The 20,035-nt window shown below is 58.3% G+C and carries 20 protein-coding genes and 3 pseudogenes; 9 read left to right on the top strand and 14 right to left on the bottom strand.

What is annotated here, in order from left to right:
- Nucleotides 1-30 precede the first annotated feature (30 nt).
- Nucleotides 31-615, top strand: a complete 585-nt coding sequence (locus QLG12_RS02920) for an isochorismatase family protein (RefSeq protein WP_282473857.1) — start codon at nucleotides 31-33, stop codon at nucleotides 613-615.
- Nucleotides 616-711: 96 nt separating this feature from the next.
- Here QLG12_RS02920 and QLG12_RS02915 read toward each other — a convergent pair whose 3' ends face one another.
- From QLG12_RS02915 to QLG12_RS02905, 3 genes are all read right to left on the bottom strand, one after another.
- Entirely contained in the window at nucleotides 712-1,407 is a 696-nt protein-coding gene (locus tag QLG12_RS02915) for a tRNA (adenine(22)-N(1))-methyltransferase TrmK (RefSeq protein ID WP_282473856.1), read from the bottom strand.
- Nucleotides 1,408-1,512: 105 nt separating this feature from the next.
- A complete protein-coding gene (locus tag QLG12_RS02910; protein ID WP_282473855.1) occupies nucleotides 1,513-2,109 on the bottom strand; it encodes a LysE family translocator in 597 nt (198 codons plus the stop codon).
- 51 nt (nucleotides 2,110-2,160) lie between these two features.
- Nucleotides 2,161-2,997: an AraC family transcriptional regulator gene (locus tag QLG12_RS02905; RefSeq protein ID WP_197868331.1), complete on the bottom strand. Its 837-nt coding sequence runs from the start codon at nucleotides 2,995-2,997 to the stop codon at nucleotides 2,161-2,163.
- A gap of 167 nt (nucleotides 2,998-3,164) precedes the next feature.
- On the opposite strand from QLG12_RS02905, the gene QLG12_RS02900 reads away from it, so the two are divergent.
- Entirely contained in the window at nucleotides 3,165-3,359 is a 195-nt protein-coding gene (locus QLG12_RS02900; RefSeq protein ID WP_039773123.1) for a PLDc N-terminal domain-containing protein, read from the top strand.
- 212 nt (nucleotides 3,360-3,571) lie between these two features.
- On the top strand, nucleotides 3,572-4,636 hold the full coding sequence (locus QLG12_RS02895) for an alpha/beta hydrolase (RefSeq protein ID WP_282473854.1): 1,065 nt from the start codon (nucleotides 3,572-3,574) through the stop codon (nucleotides 4,634-4,636).
- Nucleotides 4,637-4,657: 21 nt separating this feature from the next.
- Here the strand turns inward: QLG12_RS02895 and QLG12_RS02890 are convergent, their stop codons facing one another.
- Nucleotides 4,658-5,683 (bottom strand): GlxA family transcriptional regulator, encoded by a 1,026-nt coding sequence (locus QLG12_RS02890; protein WP_282473853.1) that lies wholly within the window; start codon nucleotides 5,681-5,683, stop codon nucleotides 4,658-4,660.
- Nucleotides 5,684-6,038: 355 nt separating this feature from the next.
- Here QLG12_RS02890 and QLG12_RS02885 point away from each other — a divergent pair, with 355 nt between their 5' ends.
- A complete protein-coding gene (locus QLG12_RS02885) occupies nucleotides 6,039-7,349 on the top strand; it encodes an MFS transporter (RefSeq protein WP_282473852.1) in 1,311 nt (436 codons plus the stop codon).
- Between the two features lie 73 nt (nucleotides 7,350-7,422).
- On the opposite strand, the gene QLG12_RS02880 is transcribed toward QLG12_RS02885, so the two are convergent.
- Nucleotides 7,423-9,411 carry a U32 family peptidase gene (locus tag QLG12_RS02880; RefSeq protein WP_114882511.1) on the bottom strand — a complete coding sequence of 663 codons (1,989 nt, stop codon included), beginning with the start codon at nucleotides 9,409-9,411 and terminating at the stop codon, nucleotides 7,423-7,425.
- 234 nt (nucleotides 9,412-9,645) lie between these two features.
- Between QLG12_RS02880 and QLG12_RS02875 the strand changes: the two genes are divergently transcribed.
- A complete protein-coding gene (locus tag QLG12_RS02875) occupies nucleotides 9,646-10,122 on the top strand; it encodes a hypothetical protein (RefSeq protein ID WP_282473851.1) in 477 nt (158 codons plus the stop codon).
- Nucleotides 10,123-10,282: 160 nt separating this feature from the next.
- On the opposite strand, the gene QLG12_RS02870 is transcribed toward QLG12_RS02875, so the two are convergent.
- The 3 genes and pseudogenes from QLG12_RS02870 to QLG12_RS02860 all read right to left on the bottom strand — a co-directional run.
- A complete protein-coding gene (locus QLG12_RS02870) occupies nucleotides 10,283-10,663 on the bottom strand; it encodes a RidA family protein (protein WP_007955413.1) in 381 nt (126 codons plus the stop codon).
- A gap of 101 nt (nucleotides 10,664-10,764) precedes the next feature.
- Nucleotides 10,765-11,493 carry a DUF72 domain-containing protein gene (locus tag QLG12_RS02865; RefSeq protein ID WP_282473850.1) on the bottom strand — a complete coding sequence of 243 codons (729 nt, stop codon included), beginning with the start codon at nucleotides 11,491-11,493 and terminating at the stop codon, nucleotides 10,765-10,767.
- Between the two features lie 14 nt (nucleotides 11,494-11,507).
- Nucleotides 11,508-11,621: pseudogene (locus tag QLG12_RS02860) on the bottom strand (DNA methylase); the annotation flags it as partial.
- 464 nt (nucleotides 11,622-12,085) lie between these two features.
- On the opposite strand from QLG12_RS02860, the gene QLG12_RS02855 reads away from it, so the two are divergent.
- A complete protein-coding gene (locus tag QLG12_RS02855; RefSeq protein ID WP_282474080.1) occupies nucleotides 12,086-12,469 on the top strand; it encodes a DUF6124 family protein in 384 nt (127 codons plus the stop codon).
- 94 nt (nucleotides 12,470-12,563) lie between these two features.
- Here the strand turns inward: QLG12_RS02855 and QLG12_RS02850 are convergent, their stop codons facing one another.
- The 3 genes from QLG12_RS02850 to QLG12_RS02835 all read right to left on the bottom strand — a co-directional run bounded on the left by QLG12_RS02850 (nucleotide 12,564) and on the right by QLG12_RS02835 (nucleotide 14,108).
- Nucleotides 12,564-12,854, bottom strand: a complete 291-nt coding sequence (locus QLG12_RS02850) for a hypothetical protein (protein ID WP_197868337.1) — start codon at nucleotides 12,852-12,854, stop codon at nucleotides 12,564-12,566.
- Nucleotides 12,855-12,893: 39 nt separating this feature from the next.
- Nucleotides 12,894-13,127: a hypothetical protein gene (locus QLG12_RS02845; protein ID WP_282473849.1), complete on the bottom strand. Its 234-nt coding sequence runs from the start codon at nucleotides 13,125-13,127 to the stop codon at nucleotides 12,894-12,896.
- A gap of 714 nt (nucleotides 13,128-13,841) precedes the next feature.
- Nucleotides 13,842-14,108 (bottom strand): hypothetical protein, encoded by a 267-nt coding sequence (locus tag QLG12_RS02835; RefSeq protein ID WP_197868340.1) that lies wholly within the window; start codon nucleotides 14,106-14,108, stop codon nucleotides 13,842-13,844.
- Nucleotides 14,109-14,403: 295 nt separating this feature from the next.
- On the opposite strand from QLG12_RS02835, the pseudogene QLG12_RS02830 reads away from it, so the two are divergent.
- Nucleotides 14,404-14,907 (top strand): annotated as a pseudogene (locus QLG12_RS02830) (transposase).
- A 56-nt stretch (nucleotides 14,908-14,963) separates the two neighbouring features.
- Here QLG12_RS02830 and QLG12_RS02825 read toward each other — a convergent pair.
- Nucleotides 14,964-15,215: a hypothetical protein gene (locus QLG12_RS02825; RefSeq protein WP_197868341.1), complete on the bottom strand. Its 252-nt coding sequence runs from the start codon at nucleotides 15,213-15,215 to the stop codon at nucleotides 14,964-14,966.
- Between the two features lie 249 nt (nucleotides 15,216-15,464).
- On the opposite strand from QLG12_RS02825, the pseudogene QLG12_RS02820 reads away from it, so the two are divergent.
- Nucleotides 15,465-15,599: pseudogene (locus QLG12_RS02820) on the top strand (transposase); the annotation flags it as partial.
- A 50-nt stretch (nucleotides 15,600-15,649) separates the two neighbouring features.
- Here the strand turns inward: QLG12_RS02820 and QLG12_RS02815 are convergent.
- Nucleotides 15,650-15,883, bottom strand: a complete 234-nt coding sequence (locus QLG12_RS02815) for a hypothetical protein (RefSeq protein WP_282473848.1) — start codon at nucleotides 15,881-15,883, stop codon at nucleotides 15,650-15,652.
- A gap of 405 nt (nucleotides 15,884-16,288) precedes the next feature.
- On the opposite strand from QLG12_RS02815, the gene QLG12_RS02810 reads away from it, so the two are divergent.
- A complete protein-coding gene (locus QLG12_RS02810; protein WP_282473847.1) occupies nucleotides 16,289-17,965 on the top strand; it encodes an MFS transporter in 1,677 nt (558 codons plus the stop codon).
- Nucleotides 17,966-18,000: 35 nt separating this feature from the next.
- Here QLG12_RS02810 and QLG12_RS02805 read toward each other — a convergent pair whose 3' ends face one another.
- Complete coding sequence (locus QLG12_RS02805) at nucleotides 18,001-20,034, bottom strand: LTA synthase family protein (RefSeq protein ID WP_282473846.1); 2,034 nt, start codon at nucleotides 20,032-20,034, stop codon at nucleotides 18,001-18,003.
- Between the last annotated feature and the right edge of the window lies 1 nt (nucleotide 20,035).

Genomic DNA, 20,035 nt, shown 5'->3' with positions numbered 1-20,035 from the left:
CCCCCCATTTCAAATGCCAGGAGAACCACCATGACGTACGAAAACTTCAGTGCCGACAATGCTGCCTTTCTGCTGATCGATCACCAGGTCGGGACCATGGGCTGGGCCAAATCGATGGCTTTCGAAGAACTCAAACGCAACGCCTTGATGCTCGCCAAGGCCGCGCGCATTCTGAAAATGCCCGTCGTGTTGACCTCCAGCATGGAAGAGCACGCACAAGGCCCGCTCCTGACTGAGCTTGAGCAGATCCTGCCGGCTGAGTTTGCGAGCCGCATCAAACGCCTTGGCATCGTCAACGCCATGGACGACGAACACTTCGCCGCCGCAGTGAAGGCGACCGGTCGCCGTAAACTGATCATCGCCGGCGTCACCAACGACGTCTGCACCGTTTACCCGGCGCTCTCGCTGGTGCGTGATGGTTATGAAGTCCAGGTCGTCGCCGATGCAGGCGCTTCACCGACCAAGGCAGCCGATGACATCGCGTTGCGCCGCATGGACAAGGCCGGTGTCACGCTGACCAGCACCAACCAGTTGATTGCCGAACTGGCCGGTAGCTGGGCGACGCCTCAGGGCGGTGAATTGGTGCAGGTGTTGATGGAGTCTTTCGGTAGCTGATTGCGCTGGATTCATTGCCCGGTGTGGCGCTGGCAGGCGCAGCACCGGGCAACCCCGACTTCGGACAGGATCCCCTCATTAGCATCCCCGAGAGTTTCACCCCAGTACGTCAGTGATCCACCGCACCTGCTGATTCAGATCCTGCACCTTTTGCTCGCATACCCCATGCCGCGCTCGAGCGAAGTGGCTCAGGGTCTGCTGCTTATGCCGCAACCGGTGCTGCCACTTGCTGACAAACGCCGGACTGCGTGCCTGCAACTGCAGCGGCCCGAAGTACAGTTCCTCGGCGGTATAGGAAACTGGCCCGCCCCGCTCGGCCACGATGATTTCGTAGTCGAAGCGATTCTCGCGCAGGACTTCTTCGCAGAGGATTCGGTAGTCGCTGTCCATCAGCCATTGGCGCAGCGGCTGCTCGCCGCCGTTGGGTTGCAGGATCAGACGCTCCCGGCCACTCAGGCGCGACTTGCCGGCGTCGAGGATGTCGCGGATGGTCTCGCCGCCCATGCCACACACGGTAATTGCCGTGATCCCGTCTTCCGGTTCGACGGCCATCAAGCCATTGGCCAGGCGCACGGTGATCTGCTGTTCAAGATCGCTTTCGCGCACGGTGCGTTGCGCCGAACGGAACGGCGTCTCGGCCATCTCGCCCGCCACGGCCGCCGCGATCGCGCCACGGCGCATCAGGGCCACTGGCAGGTAGCCATGATCCGAGCCGATATCGGCCAGCCGCGCACCGGCGGGCACGTGCGCCGCCACCCGTTCCAGGCGCATGGACAATGTCTGTTCGTTCAACCGCAGCCCCTTTCACTCTGAACGCCCGGCGCTGGTGGCCGGATCGGGGCGCGATTCTGGGGGGCTGCGTCTTGCATTTCAAATTTATGTGACCGAACGCCACGGCTAGACCAACACCGCCAACCAAGCCGACAGCAACAACATAAACGCCAGCCCGGCATTCATGCGCCGAAATGCCCGTGGCGAGCCAAAGAACCGCGCACTGCCCACGCCCAGCAGCGCCCACGCCGTCATGCAAGGCAGGCAGACCATTAGAAAAACCGCCGACAACAGCAGCATCCGCGCGCTGTCGTCGCCGTTGCCGCCAAACACACTCACCACCGCCACGGCCATCATCCAGACCTTGGGGTTGATCATTTGCAGGCCGGCGGCACCGACAACGCTGAGGCCGTCATCAGTCGCGGTCGCCGAGTCCAGCGACGGCGGCGTACTGCGAAAGATCTGCCACGCCAGCCAGCTCAGCCACAACACCCCGGCCCAGGCCATCGCCTGCTGCACACGGGGATAGCGCAGCAAGGTTTCCCCCACGCCAAGCCCGACTACCAACACCACCAGCGCCGCCGACACACAGGCACCGAAGATGATCGGCACGGTGGCCGTCAGACCGCGTCGCGAGCTGTGGCTCATCACCAGAATATTGGTCGGCCCCGGGGTGATCGAGGCGACGAAGGAAAACAGCAGAAAAGGCAACAACGATTCCATGACAGGGCTCCCGAATCAAAACAGGAGGTCATGGTCGCGGTTGCGCGGGGTTCAGTCTGGAAGGTTTGAGCAGCGCTTGCGGTAATCCGCCGGCGTCAGGTGATAGGCACGGCGGAACCAGCGCCCGAGATGGCTTTGATCGGCAAAACCGAGGGTGCTGGCGACGGTGGCGGGTGTTTCGCCACGCGCCAGCAATTGGCGGGCGCGGGCCAGCCGCAGCTGGATCAGATAGGCATGGGGCGCCAGTCCGAAAGCGGCCTTGAATGCGCGGGTCAGACGAAAGCGATCAACCCCGCAGGCCTGGGCCACGTCGTCCAGCCCGATGTCCTCGAAGGCATGCGCATGCAGATAGTCCCGCGCCACCTGGGCCACGCGTGGCAGGCGCGGATCGAACGGTTGACGCTTGCGCCAGTCGAGGTGGGATGTCAGCGCGCCGAGCAAGGTGTCGATGGCGGTCTGGCGCACGATGCGCAAGTCGCCTTGATGCAGGGCGTTGAAGGCTTGATTGATGGCCGTGGACAGGCGCGAATCCTGACTCAGGGTATCGGTGAATCCGAGCTGGCTGTTGTCCGGCGCATGCTCGAACAGCACGCGCAATTCACGCTCCAGCCAGTGCGGGTCGAGGTAGAGCATGGAATAGGTGAAACCCTCCTCCGTCGGCGCGTGCCCGTCGTGGATCTCCCCCGGCTCCAGCATGAAAATCTTGCCCGGCGTACTCAGATGGCGCACGCGTCGGCAATGGAACTGCTGCACACCCTGCTCGGTGACGCCCACCAGAAAGCTGTCGTGCCAGTGCGGATCGTAGGCATGGCCCTGGAAATGGGCACGAATCGACTCGATCCCGGTGTCGGCATCCTGGGACAGCTCGATCCAGTTGCGTTTGTCCACGCAAAGCTCCGAAGGCAGTGGTTGTTCGTCAAAGACGTCTACGTTACCGCGACTTTACGAAAGCGTTTAGAACATTTGTGCACCTGCGCCAGGCAGGCGATCCAGCAAATTTAATGAACCCTGAGTGCCACGGCCCGCCTAAGCCAGAGACCATCAGGAGGTAGCTCATGCAAATTGAAACCACGTGGATCGTACTGGCCGTCGTTCTTTTGCTCATCGAATTGTGGGCAATCAACCGGGTGCGCAAGAGTGAGGGGAAAGCCAGCAATAAAGGCGTCTGGATCGTATTGATCGTATTTGTGCCACTGTTCGGGCTGATCGCCTGGGCACTGGCCGGGCCCAAGCAGGTTACTCAGGCCTGAAAACCCAAGGCAAGCAGGAGCCCCGAACATTCGGGGCTTTTTGTTGGCCGCTGGTTTGTATCGCAGTGTGTACGAACGCCTCCCGGATACATGCCCGCGCATCAGCCAGCGGAAACGGAAACAGCGCAGATACGTGGCCAGTCTTTAATGGGCTCCAGATTCGAAGGGTTCAGCCAACGCCCGGCCCTCACCGATTACCAAGGAGACTTGCCATGAAGCCTGCACTGCACACCACCGTACACACTGGAAAAAACCGTCGTCGCCTGCTGGGCCTGTCGATTCTAGCCACCGCGCTGCTGCAATTCGGCGCCTTCGCCCAGGCACAAACCGCAGCCCCCGAGCCGGTCAGGACCGCAGCCGCCAGCGTCACGGCTGACCTGCCCTTCGGCCCGCTCAAGCATGTGAAGGCCGGCGTACTGGACGTGGCCTACGCCGAAACCGGCCCTGCCAATGGCCCGGTGGTGATTCTGCTGCACGGCTGGCCGTACGACATTCACAGCTACGACGACGTCGCGCCGCTGCTGGCGGCCAAGGGTTATCGGGTATTGATGCCGTACGCCCGGGGTTATGGCGATACCCATTTCCTGTCCGACAAGACCGTGCGCAACGGTCAGCCGGCGGCGCTGGCCAGTGACGTGATCGATTTCATGGATGCACTGAAGATCAAACAGGCCGTGCTCGGTGGCTACGACTGGGGCGCGCGCTCGGCAGACCTCGTTTCGGCGCTGTGGCCGGAGCGGGTCAAGGCGCTGGTCTCGGTCAGCGGTTACCTGATCGGCAATCAGGCCGCCGGCAAGAACCCGCTACCGCCCAAGGCCGAACTGCAATGGTGGTATCAGTTCTACTTCGCCACCGACCGTGGTGAGGCGGGCTACACCAAGAACACCCATGATTTCGCCAAGCTGATCTGGCAACTGGCGTCACCGAAATGGGCCTTCGACGACGCCACTTTCGACCGCAGCGCCAAGGCGTTGCAGAACCCGGATCACGTCGCCATCACCGTGTTCAACTACCGTTGGCGTCTGGGCCTGGTGCAGGGTGAAAGCCAGTACGAGGCACTGGAACAGAAACTCGCCACCGCGCCGTCGATCAGCGTGCCGACCATCACGATGGAAGGCGATGCCAACGGCGCACCGCACCCGGCACCCGAGGACTACGCCAAACGCTTCACCGGCAAATACCAGTTCCGCCTGATCAACGGTGGAATCGGGCACAACCTGCCGCAGGAAGACCCGAAAGCCTTCGCTCAGGCGATCATCGACGCCGATCACCTCTGAAGCGGCACGCCAGGCGGCTCGTCATTTGACGAGCCGTTTTTCTTTGGACGGGCGATAACCGAAGTAGGCGCTGTAGCACTTGCTGAAATGACTCGGTGACACGAATCCGCAGGCCACCAGCACGTCCACCTGCGACAGCTCGGTGTGTTGCAACAGGCGCCGGGCCTCGGTGATGCGCAGTTCCATGTAATAACGCTGCGGCGTGGTGCCGAGTTGTTCCTTGAACAGCCGCTCCAGCTGACGTCGGGAACGCCCGGCATACACCGCCAGTTGCTCCAGCTCCAACGGTTCTTCGAGATTGGCGTCCATCAGCTTCACCACTTCACGCAGCGGGGCGCTGACGCAGAGGTTCTCGGTCGGCTTGATCCGCCGGTAACGCGATTCCTCGAACGCCAGAATGTCTTCTATGCCTTCGACCAGCGCCTTGTCGTGCAGGCCCTTGATCCAGTCCAGTGCCATGTGGAATGCGCCGGAAGGACTGGACGCGGTCAGCCGGTCGCGGTCGATCACGTAGGGTTCGCTGCTGACCTGGGTCGCCTTGGAAATCTCCGCCAGCGCCGGCCGATGCTCCGGGTGAATCGCACAGCGATAGCCTTCCAGCACCCCTGCCCGGCCCAGGAACCACGCGCCGTTCCACAACCCGGCCAGTATCACGCCGGCCTCGGCGGCCATTTTCAGCAGATTGATGAACTCGTCGCTCGCCTTCAGTTCCGTGCGGTAACCGCCGCAGATCACCAGCAGATCCAGCTCCTGCAACACGCTGGTTTCCAGACGCGAGTCCGGGCGGATCACCAGCCCCAGATCGCTGATCACTTCGCCGTCGCTCAGGCCAAAGGTGCGCGTGGAAAACAGACCGGGGCGCAGCAGATTGGCGGTGACAAGAGTGTCCAGCGCCTGGGTGAAGGCCGGCAGGGAAAAATGCTCCAGCAGCACGAACCCGGTGCGGGTCATGCGTCCCGGCCCGCTGGCGGGCTCGTTCAGGTAGCGAAGGTTCTTGCCCTTCATGCCACCGCTGAATTGGCGTCGTTCGATCAAGGCGGGGTCCATCGTTTCGTTGTTATGGCGCCATGCTAACCGGCGCCGCAGCAAATTACTCGCAAACGACGCTAGCACCGCAGGGAACGATCAGCCTGAACGAACGTGCCTGCGTCCCAACGTCGCAGGCCCGGCACCTTGGCAAACGCCACACAAGGCTTAAAATCGCGCCTCCTCTTGCAGTCGCCCGACCGGCGCCTGCCCGCAGCCATGACAACCCTCAGGTTTGAACAGCCGGCCACTTTCACCCAGTGCGCCTGGCTCAATCGCCCTGCCCGTTCGGCGGTCGTTTGTCTTCAACACACTTCGGCTTGGCACTCGCATGCGCAGAGGCGCACGTTCCGCTGTTCGATCACTTGAGGTTTTTATGACACCGCGTTTGCTGGCCATGGCGCTGGCGCCCCTGCTCGGGCTGTTCATTGTTGCCCTGGGCAACGGCTTTCTGTCTTCTTTGACCACCCTGCGCCTGGGCGCGGCCGGCGAATCGGCGACGATGATCGGCATCGTGTCCTCGGCCTACTTTATCGGCCTGACGCTGGGCGCGATCTTCAACGACCGGCTGATCCTGCGCATCGGCCATATCCGCGCCTACAGCAGCTTCGCCTCGCTGATCGCCGCGACCATCCTGCTGCAAGGGCTGTTTTATGACACCTGGGGCTGGGTCGTTCTGCGTCTGATCAACGGCTGGGCCACGGTCGGCGTGTTTCTGGTGATCGAGAGCTGGCTACTGCTGGCCGGCGACGCGAAGATTCGCGGCCGTCTGCTCGCGCTGTACATGATCGTCCTCTACGGCGCAGGGGTGCTGGGCCAGGCGTTTTTGGGAAAAATCACCGGTCTGGGTGACACTGCGCCGTTCATGGTCGCCGGCATGCTCGCGACCCTGTCAGTGCTGCCGATCGTGATCCTGCCGCGGGTTTCGCCGCTGCTGGAACAGGTCGAACCGCTCAAGCCACGAGCGCTGCTGGGTGTGTCGCCGACCGGGCTGGTCGGCTGCTTCGGCTCCGGCGTGACCATCGCGGCGATCTACACCTTGCTGCCGCTGTACCTGCAACGCATTGGCCTGAACGTCGGCGAAGTCGGCAGCATGATGGCGTGGACGATCCTCGGCGCGATGCTGCTGCAATACCCGGTCGGGCGCTGGTCCGACCGCAAGGATCGCCTGCAAGTGCTGACCGTGCTCTGCGCCGCGTGCACCGTGCTGTCGCTGGTGATCGTGCTGGTGCCGCTGTCTTCGTCCCTGCTCGCGGCCATGCTGTTCCTGTTGGGCGGCGGCGTGTTCGCCCTGTACCCGGTCGCCGTCAGCCACGCGGCCGACCGTGCGCCAGTGGAAACCCTGGTGCCGATGATTCAGGGCATGCTGCTGATCAACTCGCTGGGCTCGGCGATGAGCCCGCTGCTGATCTCGCCGGCGATGAACGCCCATGGCAAAACCGGCCTGTTCTGGGCCTTCGCGCTGGTCAACCTGGCCATGGTGACGTTCTTCTTCTGGCGTCGCGGCAAGCGTCCGGTGCCAGCCAACCCGGCGCCGTTTGCGGCGGCAGCGACGTTCTCGCCGACTGGCGCCGAGCTGCGGGTAACCGAAGATCTGCGTCAGGCCGCGCAGGAACATCCGCCGATGGTCGATGCGTTGAGCGGCGAAGCGGCGCCGGCAACAGGATCCCGCTACGAAGCCAGTTGAGTTTCCGGCGGGCATAAAAAAACCGGTGACTTTCGTCACCGGTTTTTTTATTTATCGCACAGCAGCCTCTGAATCAGTGCGGCGCCCGAGGAATGGTCTTCATCAGGTCTTCAGGGCTGATATGCCCCACCACACTGCCCGGCTGCGGCAGATTCAGGATGTGACCCTTCATCTTGCCGATCACGTGCATCTCGCACGGCTTGCAGTCGAACTTCAGGGTCAGCACTTCATCACCGTGAATCAGCTGCATCGGCGCGACTTTGGTCTTCACGCCGGTCACGCCTTTGGCCTGTTTCGGACACAGGTTGAAGGAGAACCGCAGGCAGTGCTTGGTGATCATCACCGGCACTTCGCCCGCCTCTTCGTGGGCCTCGTACGCCGCGTCGATCAGCTTCACGCCATGACGGTGGTAGAAGTCGCGAGCCTTCTGGTTGTAGACGTTGGCCAGGAACGACAGATGCGCTTCCGGGTACACCGGCGGTGGCGTGGTCTCGGCCTTGCGCGAACCGCGCGGATGAGCGGCAACGCGGGCGGCGGTCAGCGCTTCGATCACTTCGCGGCGCAATGACTTGAGCTGCGAGTTCGGGATGAAGAACGCTTGCGGCGCATCCAGCTTGATCGAGGTCGCGTGGTACTCGGTGGTGCCGAGTTGGCCAAGCAGATCGTGCAAGGTCTCCAGCGCCTGTTCCGGTTTGTTGGCGACGCCGAACGGGCCGTCCAGCGCGACGCTGGCGCTGATGCCCTCTTCGCTGGTCACGGTCAGTTCCAGACGCTCTTCACGCAGCTTCGCCAGCCAGCTCACGCCGATCCGACGCTCGGCGGAGGTCTTGAGCAAGGCCTGCTGCCAGTTGTGGTCGAGGTTGCGGTTCAGCGGGTGGTTCGGGCGCAGCTTGTACAGGCCTTCCGGCATTTCGTTCGGCTCAACGCGGTAGCGGTAGCGCTTCTCGCCTTCTTCCTCGAACTCGCCCTTGGCTTCGGCGATGTTGGCGCGGAAACCCACCACTTCGCGCTTGACCAGCACGTTGAGGCCGTCGCCGTTGGACAGCGGCTCGTGGGTGATGACCTGCATGTCACGCTTGCCGACTTTCTCGACCGTGCCCACCGCCAGACCGGTGAAGGTCGGCGAATCGAACGCACCGATGTCTATCTTGCGCTCGCTGACGAAGTAGTCGGTGCTGCCACGGTGGAAGGTCTTTTCCGGGTCCGGCATGAAGAAATGCGCGGTGCGGCCGCTGGAAGCGCGGGCCAGGTCCGGACGGTCGTTGAGCACGTCGTCGAGGCGCTGACGGTAATAGGCGGTGATGTTCTTCACATAGCCCATGTCCTTGTAGCGACCTTCGATCTTGAACGAACGCACACCGGCCTCGACCAGCGCGCGGATGTTCGCGCTCTGGTTGTTGTCCTTCATCGACAGCAGGTGTTTTTCGTAGGCGATCACGCCACCCTTTTCGTCTTTCAGGGTGTACGGCAGACGGCAGGCCTGGGAGCAGTCGCCCCGGTTGGCGCTGCGCCCGGTCTGCGCGTGGGAAATGTTGCACTGACCGGAAAACGCCACGCACAACGCGCCGTGAATAAAGAACTCGATGGCGGCATCGGTTTCATCGGCGATCGCGCGGATTTCCTTGAGGTTCAGTTCACGGGCCAGTACCAGTTGCGAGAAACCGGCCTGATCGAGGAACTTCGCCCGCTCAAGGGTGCGGATGTCGGTCTGGGTGCTGGCGTGCAGCTCGATGGGTGGGATGTCCAGCTCCATCACGCCCAGGTCCTGGACGATCAGCGCATCGACGCCGGCGTCGTACAACTGATGGATCAGCTTGCGCGCCGGCTCCAGTTCGTTGTCGTGCAGGATGGTGTTGATGGTGGTGAAGATGCGCGCGTGGTAGCGACGGGCAAATTCCACCAGTTCGGCGATTTCGCTCACCTCGTTGCACGCGTTGTGGCGCGCACCGAAGCTCGGGCCGCCGATGTACACCGCGTCGGCGCCATGCAGGATGGCCTCGCGGGCGATGGCCACGTCACGGGCGGGGCTGAGCAGTTCCAGGTGATGTTTGGGCAAGGACATATGTTTTTTTAGTCAGGCTGTCACGGTTGAGGCGCGCATTGTACCTGCGAACGGCCTGACCGGCACCCATGGGGCGATGTGACGCATAAAGGCACTAGCACAGTTTCAGGAATGGCATAACTGTAAGTTCTGTCAGTTGTTGAGTCGGATTATATGAAGCACGCTTTTCGCCAGGCATTCCAGCGTATTGCAGTGCCTGTTCCATTTTTCGAATCATAAAAAAGGTACTTGATAATGAACACTGAAATTTACAAAGCATTAAATATTAATGAAAAAGACATGACAGTCGGCGATGCACATTCAGTAATGAACAATTATTACAAGGCAACGTTCAGCCCACCCCTTCCGGGCGTAGGGAAAACGTTTTCAGCTGACGTATTCATCTATGCTTCGTTAGTCTCAGACTCTGTAAGTGTCCTGGGTCGTAGCCTGCCAGATGAGGAACACGTACAGCTCGCGCTCATAATCCCCAAAACGCTGGAAGACGGTACACACCCAATAGAGCGCGAAGGTACTGACGTTGTAACGGGCTACCTAACAGCAGGCTTTTATTTCGTGCCGGGTTCTAACGGAAAGGTTACGTTCAAAAGAGACAGGATCAGCAACACTATTGAAGCAGACTTTGAAATGCGTGTTTTTTATGAAGGCGCCGAATACCATGTGAAAAACGCAAAACTTTTTGTAAATGCCACCGGCCCACTGGACGATTAATAGCCTTAATAGAAAGTTCGAAGCGCAGCCAGGCTCGGAGCGGCCGTATTGGCTGCGTTGGTCTGTAGGGAAGTTTGCCCGTAAAAACGCCGGCACAATACAGCAGCAATGAATGACTGACTTGGAACAGCTGCTCCTACGGGGAGCAACTGTGCTGAAGTCAGGCCTTGGCGGCCATCGCGGTGACTTCCACCTTCATCCCTTCAACCGCCAGCGCCGCCACGCCCACCGCTGCACGCACCGGCCATGGCTTGGCGAAGTAGCGCTTGTACACTTCGTTGAACGCAGCGCGATCAGCCATGTCGGTCAAATAAATGGTCAGGTGCAGCACGCGGTCCATCGAGCTGCCGGCCTTTTCCAGCGCCACTTTCAGTGCCTGCAACGTGCATTCGCTCTGCGCGGTGACGTCGCCCAGTTCCAGGCTGCCGTCGGCACGGGTCGGGATCTGGGTCGACATCAGGATGCCGTTGAATTCGGTCACGTCCGAAGAGATCGAGTCTGCATCCGGGTCCGGGGTGTAGGTGATGTCTTGGTTGGCCATGGGAAAGTCCTTCGCTGGCAGTGAGGACGGCGCCATCGCGCGCCGTTTCGGGCGGCCAGTTTACAGACCCGGTCGCCGGTGGGAAGTCCCGACGTGGTGTGTCAGCACTGCGCCAGTATCCGCCGCAGTTCCAGCGCATTGCCGAGTGCCGCGCCGCTGGCGGTGTTGTCGAAAATGCACCAGGTGTCGACGCCATCGACAGCCGCTACCTGCAAATCGCCGGCGAGCGTTTCCAGATACGCCGAATCATAGGGGCTGTGATAAATCCGTGGCGAACCGTGCAGCCGCCAGTAGCGCACGCCCGGCCAGCCGCACGGAGCCGTGTCGGTGCTGATGCGCGAGGGATCGACCACCGCTTGCGCGATGCGATACGCCATCAACAGCAGTTCGGCGGCCCAGGATGCGTGGCGCGGTTCCAGCACGACGGCCCCGGAATAGCGCTGACGCAACGCGATGAAAAAGGCCTCGGCAAGCGCTTCATCAAATGCCAGTGACGGTGGCAACTGCAACAGCAGGCAACCCAGATGATCACCCAGCCCCGAACACTGCTTGAGAAAGGCATCGAGCTCAGATTCGCAGTCCCGCAGGCGTCGCTCGTGGCTGATCGACTTTGGCATCTTCACACAGAAGCGAAACCCGTCCGCCACCGACTCGCCCCATCGGGCGTAAGTTTGCAGCTTGTGCGGACGATAGAAGGAGCTGTTGATTTCCACGCCATTGAGCAGCGCGGCATAGCGTTGCAGATGGGTGCCCTGCTCCGGGAAGTCCGGCCAGTGTTCGCGGGGCAGGCTCCAGCCGGCGCAACCGATGAAGATCGACGGCACACTCAAAACAGCACCCTGGCCGCTTGGATTGGTTTACCCATCGGGAAACTGGCGAGCAGCCATTTGAACAGGGCTGATTCGTTCAGCGGATGCAGGTCGATGTGCAAGTCTTGGGCGTTGATGGTTTTGGTCATGCAGCTTTTGAGCGAGCGTCGGCGTGATGAGTGCGAGGCGGGCGACGAATGGCTTGGGGGCGTAAAGCGTCAGGCGTCTCCTCCTTGGGTGAGGATCGATAAACAGGTTTGGATCGTGCCGTTTAAAGACATGTCGGAATGCTTCCGGATGCCTACAAATCCTTGCGCCAGAGCCTACCGCTACGCCAGAATCCGCCGGCTTGTGCGCCTTGGGGTCGGCCGGTAACTTGGATCGGGTCACTGATTCGCAGTGATCGGGTTTAGTAGCCCGTTGGTATTTGAAGAGTGCACAAGTGTCTATCAGTCAGGTATTCCCATACCTGTATTTGATGGTGGCTGTGCGTAGGGTGCCCCCGGGCACGCCGGCTTTCTTCTTTTCCCCGGTCTACTAACCTGCGCACAGCTGCCTCCACCCCTGTTTAGTAGCTCGGGTCTGGCGGCTTCAAAACAGGAAAAGAATGAACATGTTCAAAGTCACGCCGAATCCTCCGGTCACCGAACCGGGCAGCATCACCGACCCAACCTCCCCCTACGAATGCCCTGACTCCAAGAGATTCAACGAAGCCGCCAACCGCGCCCTCGACTACCACCTCGGCCCGATATCAGCCCACATGATGGCCGCGCCCTACTACCCCAACCGCCTCTACCAGGCCAACCCGGCCAGCAACAACGAATCCCTGCTCGCCGACGCCTGCGAAACCCTGGGCTCGGCCAACGTGATGCTCAACAACCTCGTCGACGCCCTCCAGGGCCCCCACCGCAAAACCGCGCAGGGCATCGCACAGATCGTGATGCTGGCGGAACTGGCAGTGAACAAGGTGCTGGATAACATTGTGCCGACGGAATAGGTCGCACCAGCGAAAGTTATCTTTGCTGCCAATAAAGATCAAAAGGGGACGATTAAATAAATCGATCCCCTTTTGATTTTCTTTTCTCTGTTGCTTATTGCTCCATCAAACTTTTATAACTGACTTGCGCGGGCAACAACGACACTCCTATCAGCTTTCTATTAGTTTGCGAAACTACCACAGACACAATAGCGCTAACTCCATTCGCGACATACTGTAAACCAACAACCGTAACCCCATATTTTTCCGCAATCCGCTCACACAAGAATGATTGACTGTATTCCTGCCCCAAGTCAACTATGGTGATTTTTATGGTGCTTTCCATGATCTTCTCCACATCAGCAACAAAGGGAACAGCAACAAAGGAGACAGATTTATTTTCCATTAAATAAATCTCTCCCCTTTTGATCCTCTTTTGATTTTTTCAGCGCGCTATGTTCTGCCATTTAGTCTTGCTTATCAGGGGAACAACGTTGCCATCCAGGAGGAAGCCTTGACCTTGCTTCGACTGCACAACCGAATACTCAACCTCCGCACTAGTCCAGTCACTACTTCTTTTAACTCCAGTAACAAACACCGGATGGCGCTTCTGTAATTGTTCCACAATTTCAGCATCAGTTATGTTTTTCGACAAATCCGAAATCGTTACAATCGCCATTAGCAATCTCCTTCAACAAAGGGGACAGATTTATTTGCCAACTCCACCTACCAGAAGCATCAACAAAAACACCCGCAGCCGCACCTGACAGAAATGACAGTTTTTAATACTTATTCAGAACCACAAAAATTCTAAAAAATCATAAGAAGCAAACAACGCAGATTCATTTAATGACTCGCTCCCCCAGGCGGATACATTGACCTGTTCGAGCTTAAGGAAGCATTGGGCATAAAAGTTATTGCCTACTGCTTGATGACCAATCATGTCCACCTGCCTGTCGCCCCCGAAGAAGCGCCGTGCAACTCTGGACAACTCATGCAAGCCATCACCGCGCGGATGACTCGGTATCGCAACAACGTTGAGGGGCGGACAGGCACGCTATGGGAAAGTCGCTTCATAAGGACCTTTGCTTCCTGGATCCAGGACCTGCCGATGCCATACGGCGTGAACGCTACGAGTCGTCGAGATACCCCCTCCCTCAAATGAATTACAACTCATAAGCGGTGCGCTTCAGTGGGGCAAACTGACTGGCAACCTGAAATTCGTCGACGAAATTTAGAACATCACCGGAAGACGTATTCCTTTCAGAGAACAAGGACGACCAGAGAAAACAACTTAATATCAAAAGGGGACGATTAAATAAATCCGCCCCCTTTTTGGTCCACTTTTTTCATCTTAACCCATTGAATGGAGCAATAGATATCTCCTTTTAGTTTATCTTCTCCACATCTGAGAATCCGTAACTATACCCATATGGTCGCCCATGTCCGAACTTTCCTGATCCGGATCCGGTGCTAACTTAACAGTATAGACTTCCCCATTAATATCATCCGCATACCAAACTAAAAAATCCGTACCTTCCGACGTCACCTCTGCTTGTAAAATACTGTAGTTCGCATTGAAATACTGATCAAGCTCAGTGCGACTTCCATAACCCGAAAACCTGATATTCGAATATTTTTTTCCCTCTTCGCGCGCCATTTTCCTTTTCCTCATCCGTTCAAGATAATAAAAACAAAAAGGGTACAAATTTGTTTTTCGACCCTTTGGCAAAAAAATTATCAACATAAACACCCACAACTGCACCTGATAGAAATGACAGTTTTTAATACTTATTTAGAACAACCAAGATTCTGAATAACCATAAGGAGGCAACGGACACAGACTTATTTAATCCTCCTCAGCCCAAGCAGATCCATTCGCTGACACATCCTGCCTGTCTCAGCCTCGCCAGCTTCTAAACTTCATCCATCAATACAAGGACGTAAGAAGACTCATACCCAGAACAGGACGCATCGTGCTAGCGAACTACCCGCATCACATCGTGCAGCGCGGCCACAACAGGCAGGTCGTTTTCGCAGGGCCAGCGGACTTTGAGCGCTACCTCTCTGATCTGCGCGAACTCAAAGAAGCATTAGGTATAAAAGTTTATGCCTACTGCTTGATAACCAACCACGTCCACTTGCTGCTCGCCCCAGGGGAGTCAACATCCAGCCTTGGACAGCTCAGGAAGGCCCTCGCCGGGTGGATGACGCGGTATCGCAACAAAGTTAAGGGGGAGAACCGGGACATGGAGCCAAGGCCTACGGATGCCAAACGGCGTTAACGCTATAAATCGTTTGTTGAGATGGCGACACCCACCAATGAATTGCAATTCATAAGAGGAGCACGTCAGCGGGGCCAACTGACTGGAAACCTGAAATTCGTCGACGAAATTGAGAACATCACCGGGAGACGCATTCGATTCAGAGACCGAGGACGACCAGAGAAAAGTGCTTGATTTCAAAAGGGGACAATTAAATAAATTTGCCCCCTTTTGCTTAAAACCACTCAAACTCAAGACTCTTCCAACTTACTGAAATCAACACTACCCCCATAGTCAGCCAAACGAATTTTATCAACTGTCGCCGAGCTTCTGACAGTATTAGCAGCGGGCACATAGTATACCTTTCCAGTTGTCGCACCCGGCTCTCGCTCAAACCTCAAAACAGTATCAGAAGAACGCGCCCTAATAATATTGAGAATTTCCTTATCGCTTTTACTCAGCGGCACACCAGTATAGAAAAGAATTCTCTCATCAGTAGCCATTGCCGCACCTCCTTGAACTCTATTGAACAACGGAAAACAGGAACAAAGGGGGACAGATTTATTTTCCAACCCCACCTACCAACAGTATCAACACAAACACCCGCAGCCGCACCTGACATAAATGACAGTTTTTAATACCTATTCAGAACCACAGAAATTCTAAAAAATCATAAGAAGCAAACAATGCAGATTCATTTAATGACTTCCTCCCCCCCCAGGCGGATACATTGACCTGTTCGAGCTTATGGTGAATTGCAACTCATAAGAGGAGCACGTCAGCGGGGCCAACTGACTGGAAACCTGAGATTCGTCGACGAAATTGAGAACATCACCGGGAGACGCATTCAATTCAGAGACCGAGGACGAACAGAGAAAAGTGCTTGACATCAAAAGGGGACGACTAAATAAATTTGTCCCCTTTTGATTGGTTTGGTTCAGCGCGCGATTTCCGGCCATTTAACATTGTTTTGAGCAGAATATAATCCAATCACCAGTTTCTCTTGAGTTTGCTTCGGCTGTGGAAGCACACATACAACTCTCGCACGAGTTCTATCACCGCTTCTCTCAAAACTGTCAACAGATAACGCTCCGAACGTCTCCTGTAACTTTTTTACAACTTCAGCATCAGTTATTTTTTCCGGCAAATCCGAAACCGTTACAGTCGTCATGAGTAATCTCCTTAAAAACAAACAATGGAAACAGATTTATGCTCTTTCCCTTTACAAGACAAAGTATCTGTACAAACAGCCGCCATCGCACCTGATAGAAATGACAGTTTTTAATACTGATTCAGAACAACCAGAATTCTGAATAACTATAAGAAATCACCAACGCAAGCCCCTTTAAATCATTCCCCCAGAACCAGCCAATTCCGTTCCATCGGCACCGCTCCCCCCCCAACTGGATATCCCCCCAATCCCAATTATGCTCAAAGTACCCCCGCCCTCCCGCGCGGGGCGGTGATTCTGTGCACGCTCCACGAAACACCTGATCCGGCATCCGCCACAGGCCTCGGGTACGCGACGTTGATGAAGTGCTCCGGCCTATAACAACAAGCTCGACGGAGAACACCCATGGCCGTACTCGACAGCATGTCCACCGGCAGTGCCCCGCACCACAGCGTCAGCCGAGAGGAACGCAAGGTCATCTTTGCGTCGTCCCTCGGCACGGTGTTCGAGTGGTACGACTTTTATCTCTACGGCTCCCTGGCGGCGATCATCGCCAAGCATTTCTTTGCCGGGGTGAATGAGACCACGGCGTTCATCTTCGCCCTGCTCGCCTTTGCCGCCGGTTTTGCGGTGCGGCCGTTCGGGGCGATTGTGTTTGGGCGACTGGGTGACATGATCGGGCGCAAGCACACGTTTCTGATCACGATCGTGATCATGGGTGTGTCGACGGCGATTGTCGGGTTCCTGCCGGGTTACGCGACCATCGGCGTGGCGGCGCCGATCATTCTGATTACCCTGCGCCTGCTGCAAGGCCTGGCGCTGGGCGGCGAGTACGGCGGCGCGGCAACGTATGTGGCCGAGCATGCACCCAAGGGCAAGCGCGGCTATTTCACTTCCTGGATTCAGACCACCGCGACCCTGGGCCTGTTTATGTCGTTGCTGGTGATCCTCGCCTGCCGTACCGCGCTCGGTACCGAAGCGTTCGAGGCCTGGGGCTGGCGGATTCCGTTCCTGCTGTCGATCCTGCTGCTGGCGGTTTCGGTGTACATCCGGTTGCAGTTGAACGAGTCGCCGGTGTTCAAGAAAATGAAGGAAGAAGGCAAGTCGTCGAAAGCCCCGCTGACCGAGTCGTTCGCCCGTTGGGACAACCTGAAAATCGTGATCATGGCCCTGCTCGGCGGCACCGCAGGCCAAGCAGTGGTCTGGTACACCGGGCAGTTCTACGCGCTGTTTTTCCTGCTGCAAACCCTGAAGATCGACCCGCAGACCGCCAATCTTTTGATCGCCGGTTCGCTGCTGATCGGCACGCCGTTCTTCGTGATTTTCGGCAGTCTGTCCGACCGCATCGGGCGCAAGGGCATCATTATGGCCGGGTGCATTCTGGCGGCGGTGACCTACTTCCCGATCTTCCACGCGCTGACTCAGTACGGTAACCCCGACGTGTTCGTCGCCCAGGAGAAGAATCCGGTCAAAGTGATCGCCAACCCCGACCAGTGCTCGTTCCAGTTCGATCCGGTGGGCAAGGCCAAATTCACCAGTTCCTGCGATCTTGCAAAAACCATCCTGGCCAAACGGGCGATCCCGTACGAAAACGTGGTGGCGGAACCGGGCACCGTGGCCCAGGTGCGTATCGGCGACAAAGTCATCGAAAGCTTCGAAGGCACGACCCTGCCGGCCGCTGACTTCAAGACCCGTAACGACGCCTTCACCGCTAGCCTGGGCACTGCACTGAAAGAAGCCGGTTATCCGGAAAAAGCCGACCCGGCCAAGACCAATTACCCGATGGTGCTGCTCCTGCTGACCGTTCTGGTGATCTACGTGACCATGGTCTACGGTCCGATTGCCGCGTGGCTGGTCGAGCTGTTCCCGGCGCGCATCCGCTACACCTCGATGTCGCTGCCGTATCACATCGGCAACGGCTGGTTCGGCGGGTTCCTGCCGACGGTGGCGTTTGCGATGGTCGCGGCCACCGGGGATATCTACTACGGCTTGTGGTACCCGATCGTGATTGCGGTGATGACGGCGATTCTGGGGATCTTCTTCATGCCGGAGACCAAGGATCGCGACATCAACCACACCTGAAACCGTGGCGGCCCTCTTTCATCGAAAGAGGGCCGTCAACGCACGTTGCGATACAGCATCAACCGTGCGCTTTCGTGCAGTCCCCGGGTCAGCTCGACCAATCGTTGAAATTCCTCAGGATGCGCATCGGCGACGTTTTCCAGCGGTTTCGCCGACTTCAGGTCATGCAACGTCGGCGCGCTGCCGTCGTGTTGCATTTGCAGCAAGTGATCCTTGGTCACCCCGCCGATCAGCGGGAACGTCCCCTCGCGCAACACCAGCGGCACCACCCGCTCGCCTTCGGGCGCCGGCTGCTGCAGGTCGCGGCCCATGGCGCGGTTCTCGAAGGCCACGCCAGCCATGCCCGCCACCGTCGGCAACAAGTCGGCAAGCCCCACAGCCTCTTCGATCACCTTGGGTTTCAGCAGCCCCGGCGCATGAATCAGCATAGGCACATGGTTGCTTTCCAGCCCCAGTTGTTCGAACGCCGGCGGCATGTGCGGGATGCGGCTGATGCGGGTGTTGTGGTCGCCGAAGAACACGAAAATCGTGTTGTCGTAGTAGCCGCCGGCCTTGGCCAGCTCCATCAGGCGACCGATGTTGAAGTCCAGCAGGCGCACTGCGTTGTATTGCTCGACGCTGCGTGAGCCGGCGCCTTGCACCTGCTCCAGCGATAGATTGCTGACTTCGAAACCGTCGTTGTCTTTCGGGATGGTAAACGGCCGGTGATTGCCCGAGGTTTGCACATAGGCGAAGAACGGTTTGTCCTTGGGCAGTGCGCGCAGAATCTCATCGCCTTCCTTGAACAGGTCCAGATCGGAAATCCCCCACACATCGACGCGTGGCGAACGCCAGTCGCGCTCTTCGTACAAGCGCACTCCATCAATGCTTTGCTGGATCAGCGCATTGATGTTGGCCCAACCGGCGTTGCCGCCAATCATGTAGAGCTTCTGGTAGTCGGTGAAGGCATTGATCAGCGTGCGCTGGTTGGTGATCAGCGGGTGGCGGGTGGCGGTCTCCTGCCGGGTCACGTCGGGGACGCCGGTGATGCTCGCCCACACGGTTTTCGCGGTGCCGGTGACCGGGACGTAGAAGTGTTTGAAGAACCAACTCTCGTTCGCCAGCCGATCCAGATTGGGCGTCGGATTTAACGGATTTCCGTATGCGCCCACCGCACTGGTGCCGAGAGATTCGAGCATGACGAACATCACGTTCGGCGCGCGACCCGCCGGAACACTATATGGCTGCACGGATTGCCGGCGTTCGAACGCAAGGCTTTGCATATCCGGCCGATCCACCCCCAGATACCTGGAGATCACCGGGTAATGCGCCCGCACCTGCGCCTCGTCGAACTGCGCCTGCCCGGCCTTGAGTGTGTCGTAGAGGAACAGCACCGGATTCAGGCCCACGGCAGCAATCTGTCCATTGCCGGAAAAGAACGCATCGCTCCAGCGCAGCGGCACCGGGTTTTCCAGATTCAGCTTGTCGACCCGGCCCAACAACGCCAGTAGGACGGCCACCAACCCGAGCCCCGCGCCCACGGCGACTGACCTGCGACGAATCACTTGAGGTTCACGGGTCAACGTCAGCCGTTCCAGCCGCACAAACCCGTAGAACCACAGCGCCAGAACCGCGAGCCAACCCAACGCAATCCATAGCACCGGATAGGTTTCCCAGACCATTTGCTGCGAGATCTGCGCATCGTCCAGATAACGCAGCACCGTGGCGTTGATCCGCACGCCGAGGTAGGCGTAATGGCCGAAGTCGATGATGTACACCAGACCGATCAGTCCCAACGCCAGCAACAGATAAACCCGGGCCATGCTGCGCAGTAATGGCACCGTGGTCAGATTCCAGCGCGGCAGCCACGCCAGCACCGCCAATGGCAGCACCAGCAACAGCGCCAGCCTCAGGTCGAAACGAAAGCCAATGCCCAGGGTTTGCAGCCATTGCGGGTCGGCAAAGAACTGCGCGACATCCACCCCGGAAAACCCGATCAGGAACACCAGCCGCAGCAGGGCAAACAGCAGAAACGCCAAACCTGTCGCGCCCACGCCATAGCGCAGGCGGCGCGATTGCAACCACCCCATC

It is taken from the genome of Pseudomonas sp. V88_4, assembly GCF_029967985.1.
GTDB lineage: Bacteria > Pseudomonadota > Gammaproteobacteria > Pseudomonadales > Pseudomonadaceae > Aquipseudomonas > Aquipseudomonas glycinae.
The sequence above is the reverse complement of the archived record's forward strand: the minus strand, read 5'-3'. Positions and strand labels throughout refer to the sequence as shown.

What these genes read in the sequence shown, in the direction of transcription:
- QLG12_RS02855 (WP_282474080.1), top strand. Translation starts at nt 12,086, where the DNA reads ATGTTCAAAGTCACGCCGAATCCTCCGGTCACCGAACCGGGCAGCATC.
- QLG12_RS02875 (WP_282473851.1), top strand. Translation starts at nt 9,646, where the DNA reads ATGAACACTGAAATTTACAAAGCATTAAATATTAATGAAAAAGACATG.
- QLG12_RS02835 (WP_197868340.1), bottom strand. Translation starts at nt 14,108, where the DNA reads ATGGCGCGCGAAGAGGGAAAAAAATATTCGAATATCAGGTTTTCGGGT.
- QLG12_RS02880 (WP_114882511.1), bottom strand. Translation starts at nt 9,411, where the DNA reads ATGTCCTTGCCCAAACATCACCTGGAACTGCTCAGCCCCGCCCGTGAC.
- QLG12_RS02815 (WP_282473848.1), bottom strand. Translation starts at nt 15,883, where the DNA reads ATGACGACTGTAACGGTTTCGGATTTGCCGGAAAAAATAACTGATGCT.
- QLG12_RS02825 (WP_197868341.1), bottom strand. Translation starts at nt 15,215, where the DNA reads ATGGCTACTGATGAGAGAATTCTTTTCTATACTGGTGTGCCGCTGAGT.
- QLG12_RS02870 (WP_007955413.1), bottom strand. Translation starts at nt 10,663, where the DNA reads ATGGCCAACCAAGACATCACCTACACCCCGGACCCGGATGCAGACTCG.
- QLG12_RS02920 (WP_282473857.1), top strand. Translation starts at nt 31, where the DNA reads ATGACGTACGAAAACTTCAGTGCCGACAATGCTGCCTTTCTGCTGATC.
- QLG12_RS02850 (WP_197868337.1), bottom strand. Translation starts at nt 12,854, where the DNA reads ATGGAAAATAAATCTGTCTCCTTTGTTGCTGTTCCCTTTGTTGCTGAT.
- QLG12_RS02805 (WP_282473846.1), bottom strand. Translation starts at nt 20,034, where the DNA reads ATGGGGTGGTTGCAATCGCGCCGCCTGCGCTATGGCGTGGGCGCGACA.
- QLG12_RS02910 (WP_282473855.1), bottom strand. Translation starts at nt 2,109, where the DNA reads ATGGAATCGTTGTTGCCTTTTCTGCTGTTTTCCTTCGTCGCCTCGATC.
- QLG12_RS02890 (WP_282473853.1), bottom strand. Translation starts at nt 5,683, where the DNA reads ATGGACCCCGCCTTGATCGAACGACGCCAATTCAGCGGTGGCATGAAG.
- QLG12_RS02810 (WP_282473847.1), top strand. Translation starts at nt 16,289, where the DNA reads ATGGCCGTACTCGACAGCATGTCCACCGGCAGTGCCCCGCACCACAGC.
- QLG12_RS02900 (WP_039773123.1), top strand. Translation starts at nt 3,165, where the DNA reads ATGCAAATTGAAACCACGTGGATCGTACTGGCCGTCGTTCTTTTGCTC.
- QLG12_RS02845 (WP_282473849.1), bottom strand. Translation starts at nt 13,127, where the DNA reads ATGGCGATTGTAACGATTTCGGATTTGTCGAAAAACATAACTGATGCT.
- QLG12_RS02885 (WP_282473852.1), top strand. Translation starts at nt 6,039, where the DNA reads ATGACACCGCGTTTGCTGGCCATGGCGCTGGCGCCCCTGCTCGGGCTG.
- QLG12_RS02895 (WP_282473854.1), top strand. Translation starts at nt 3,572, where the DNA reads ATGAAGCCTGCACTGCACACCACCGTACACACTGGAAAAAACCGTCGT.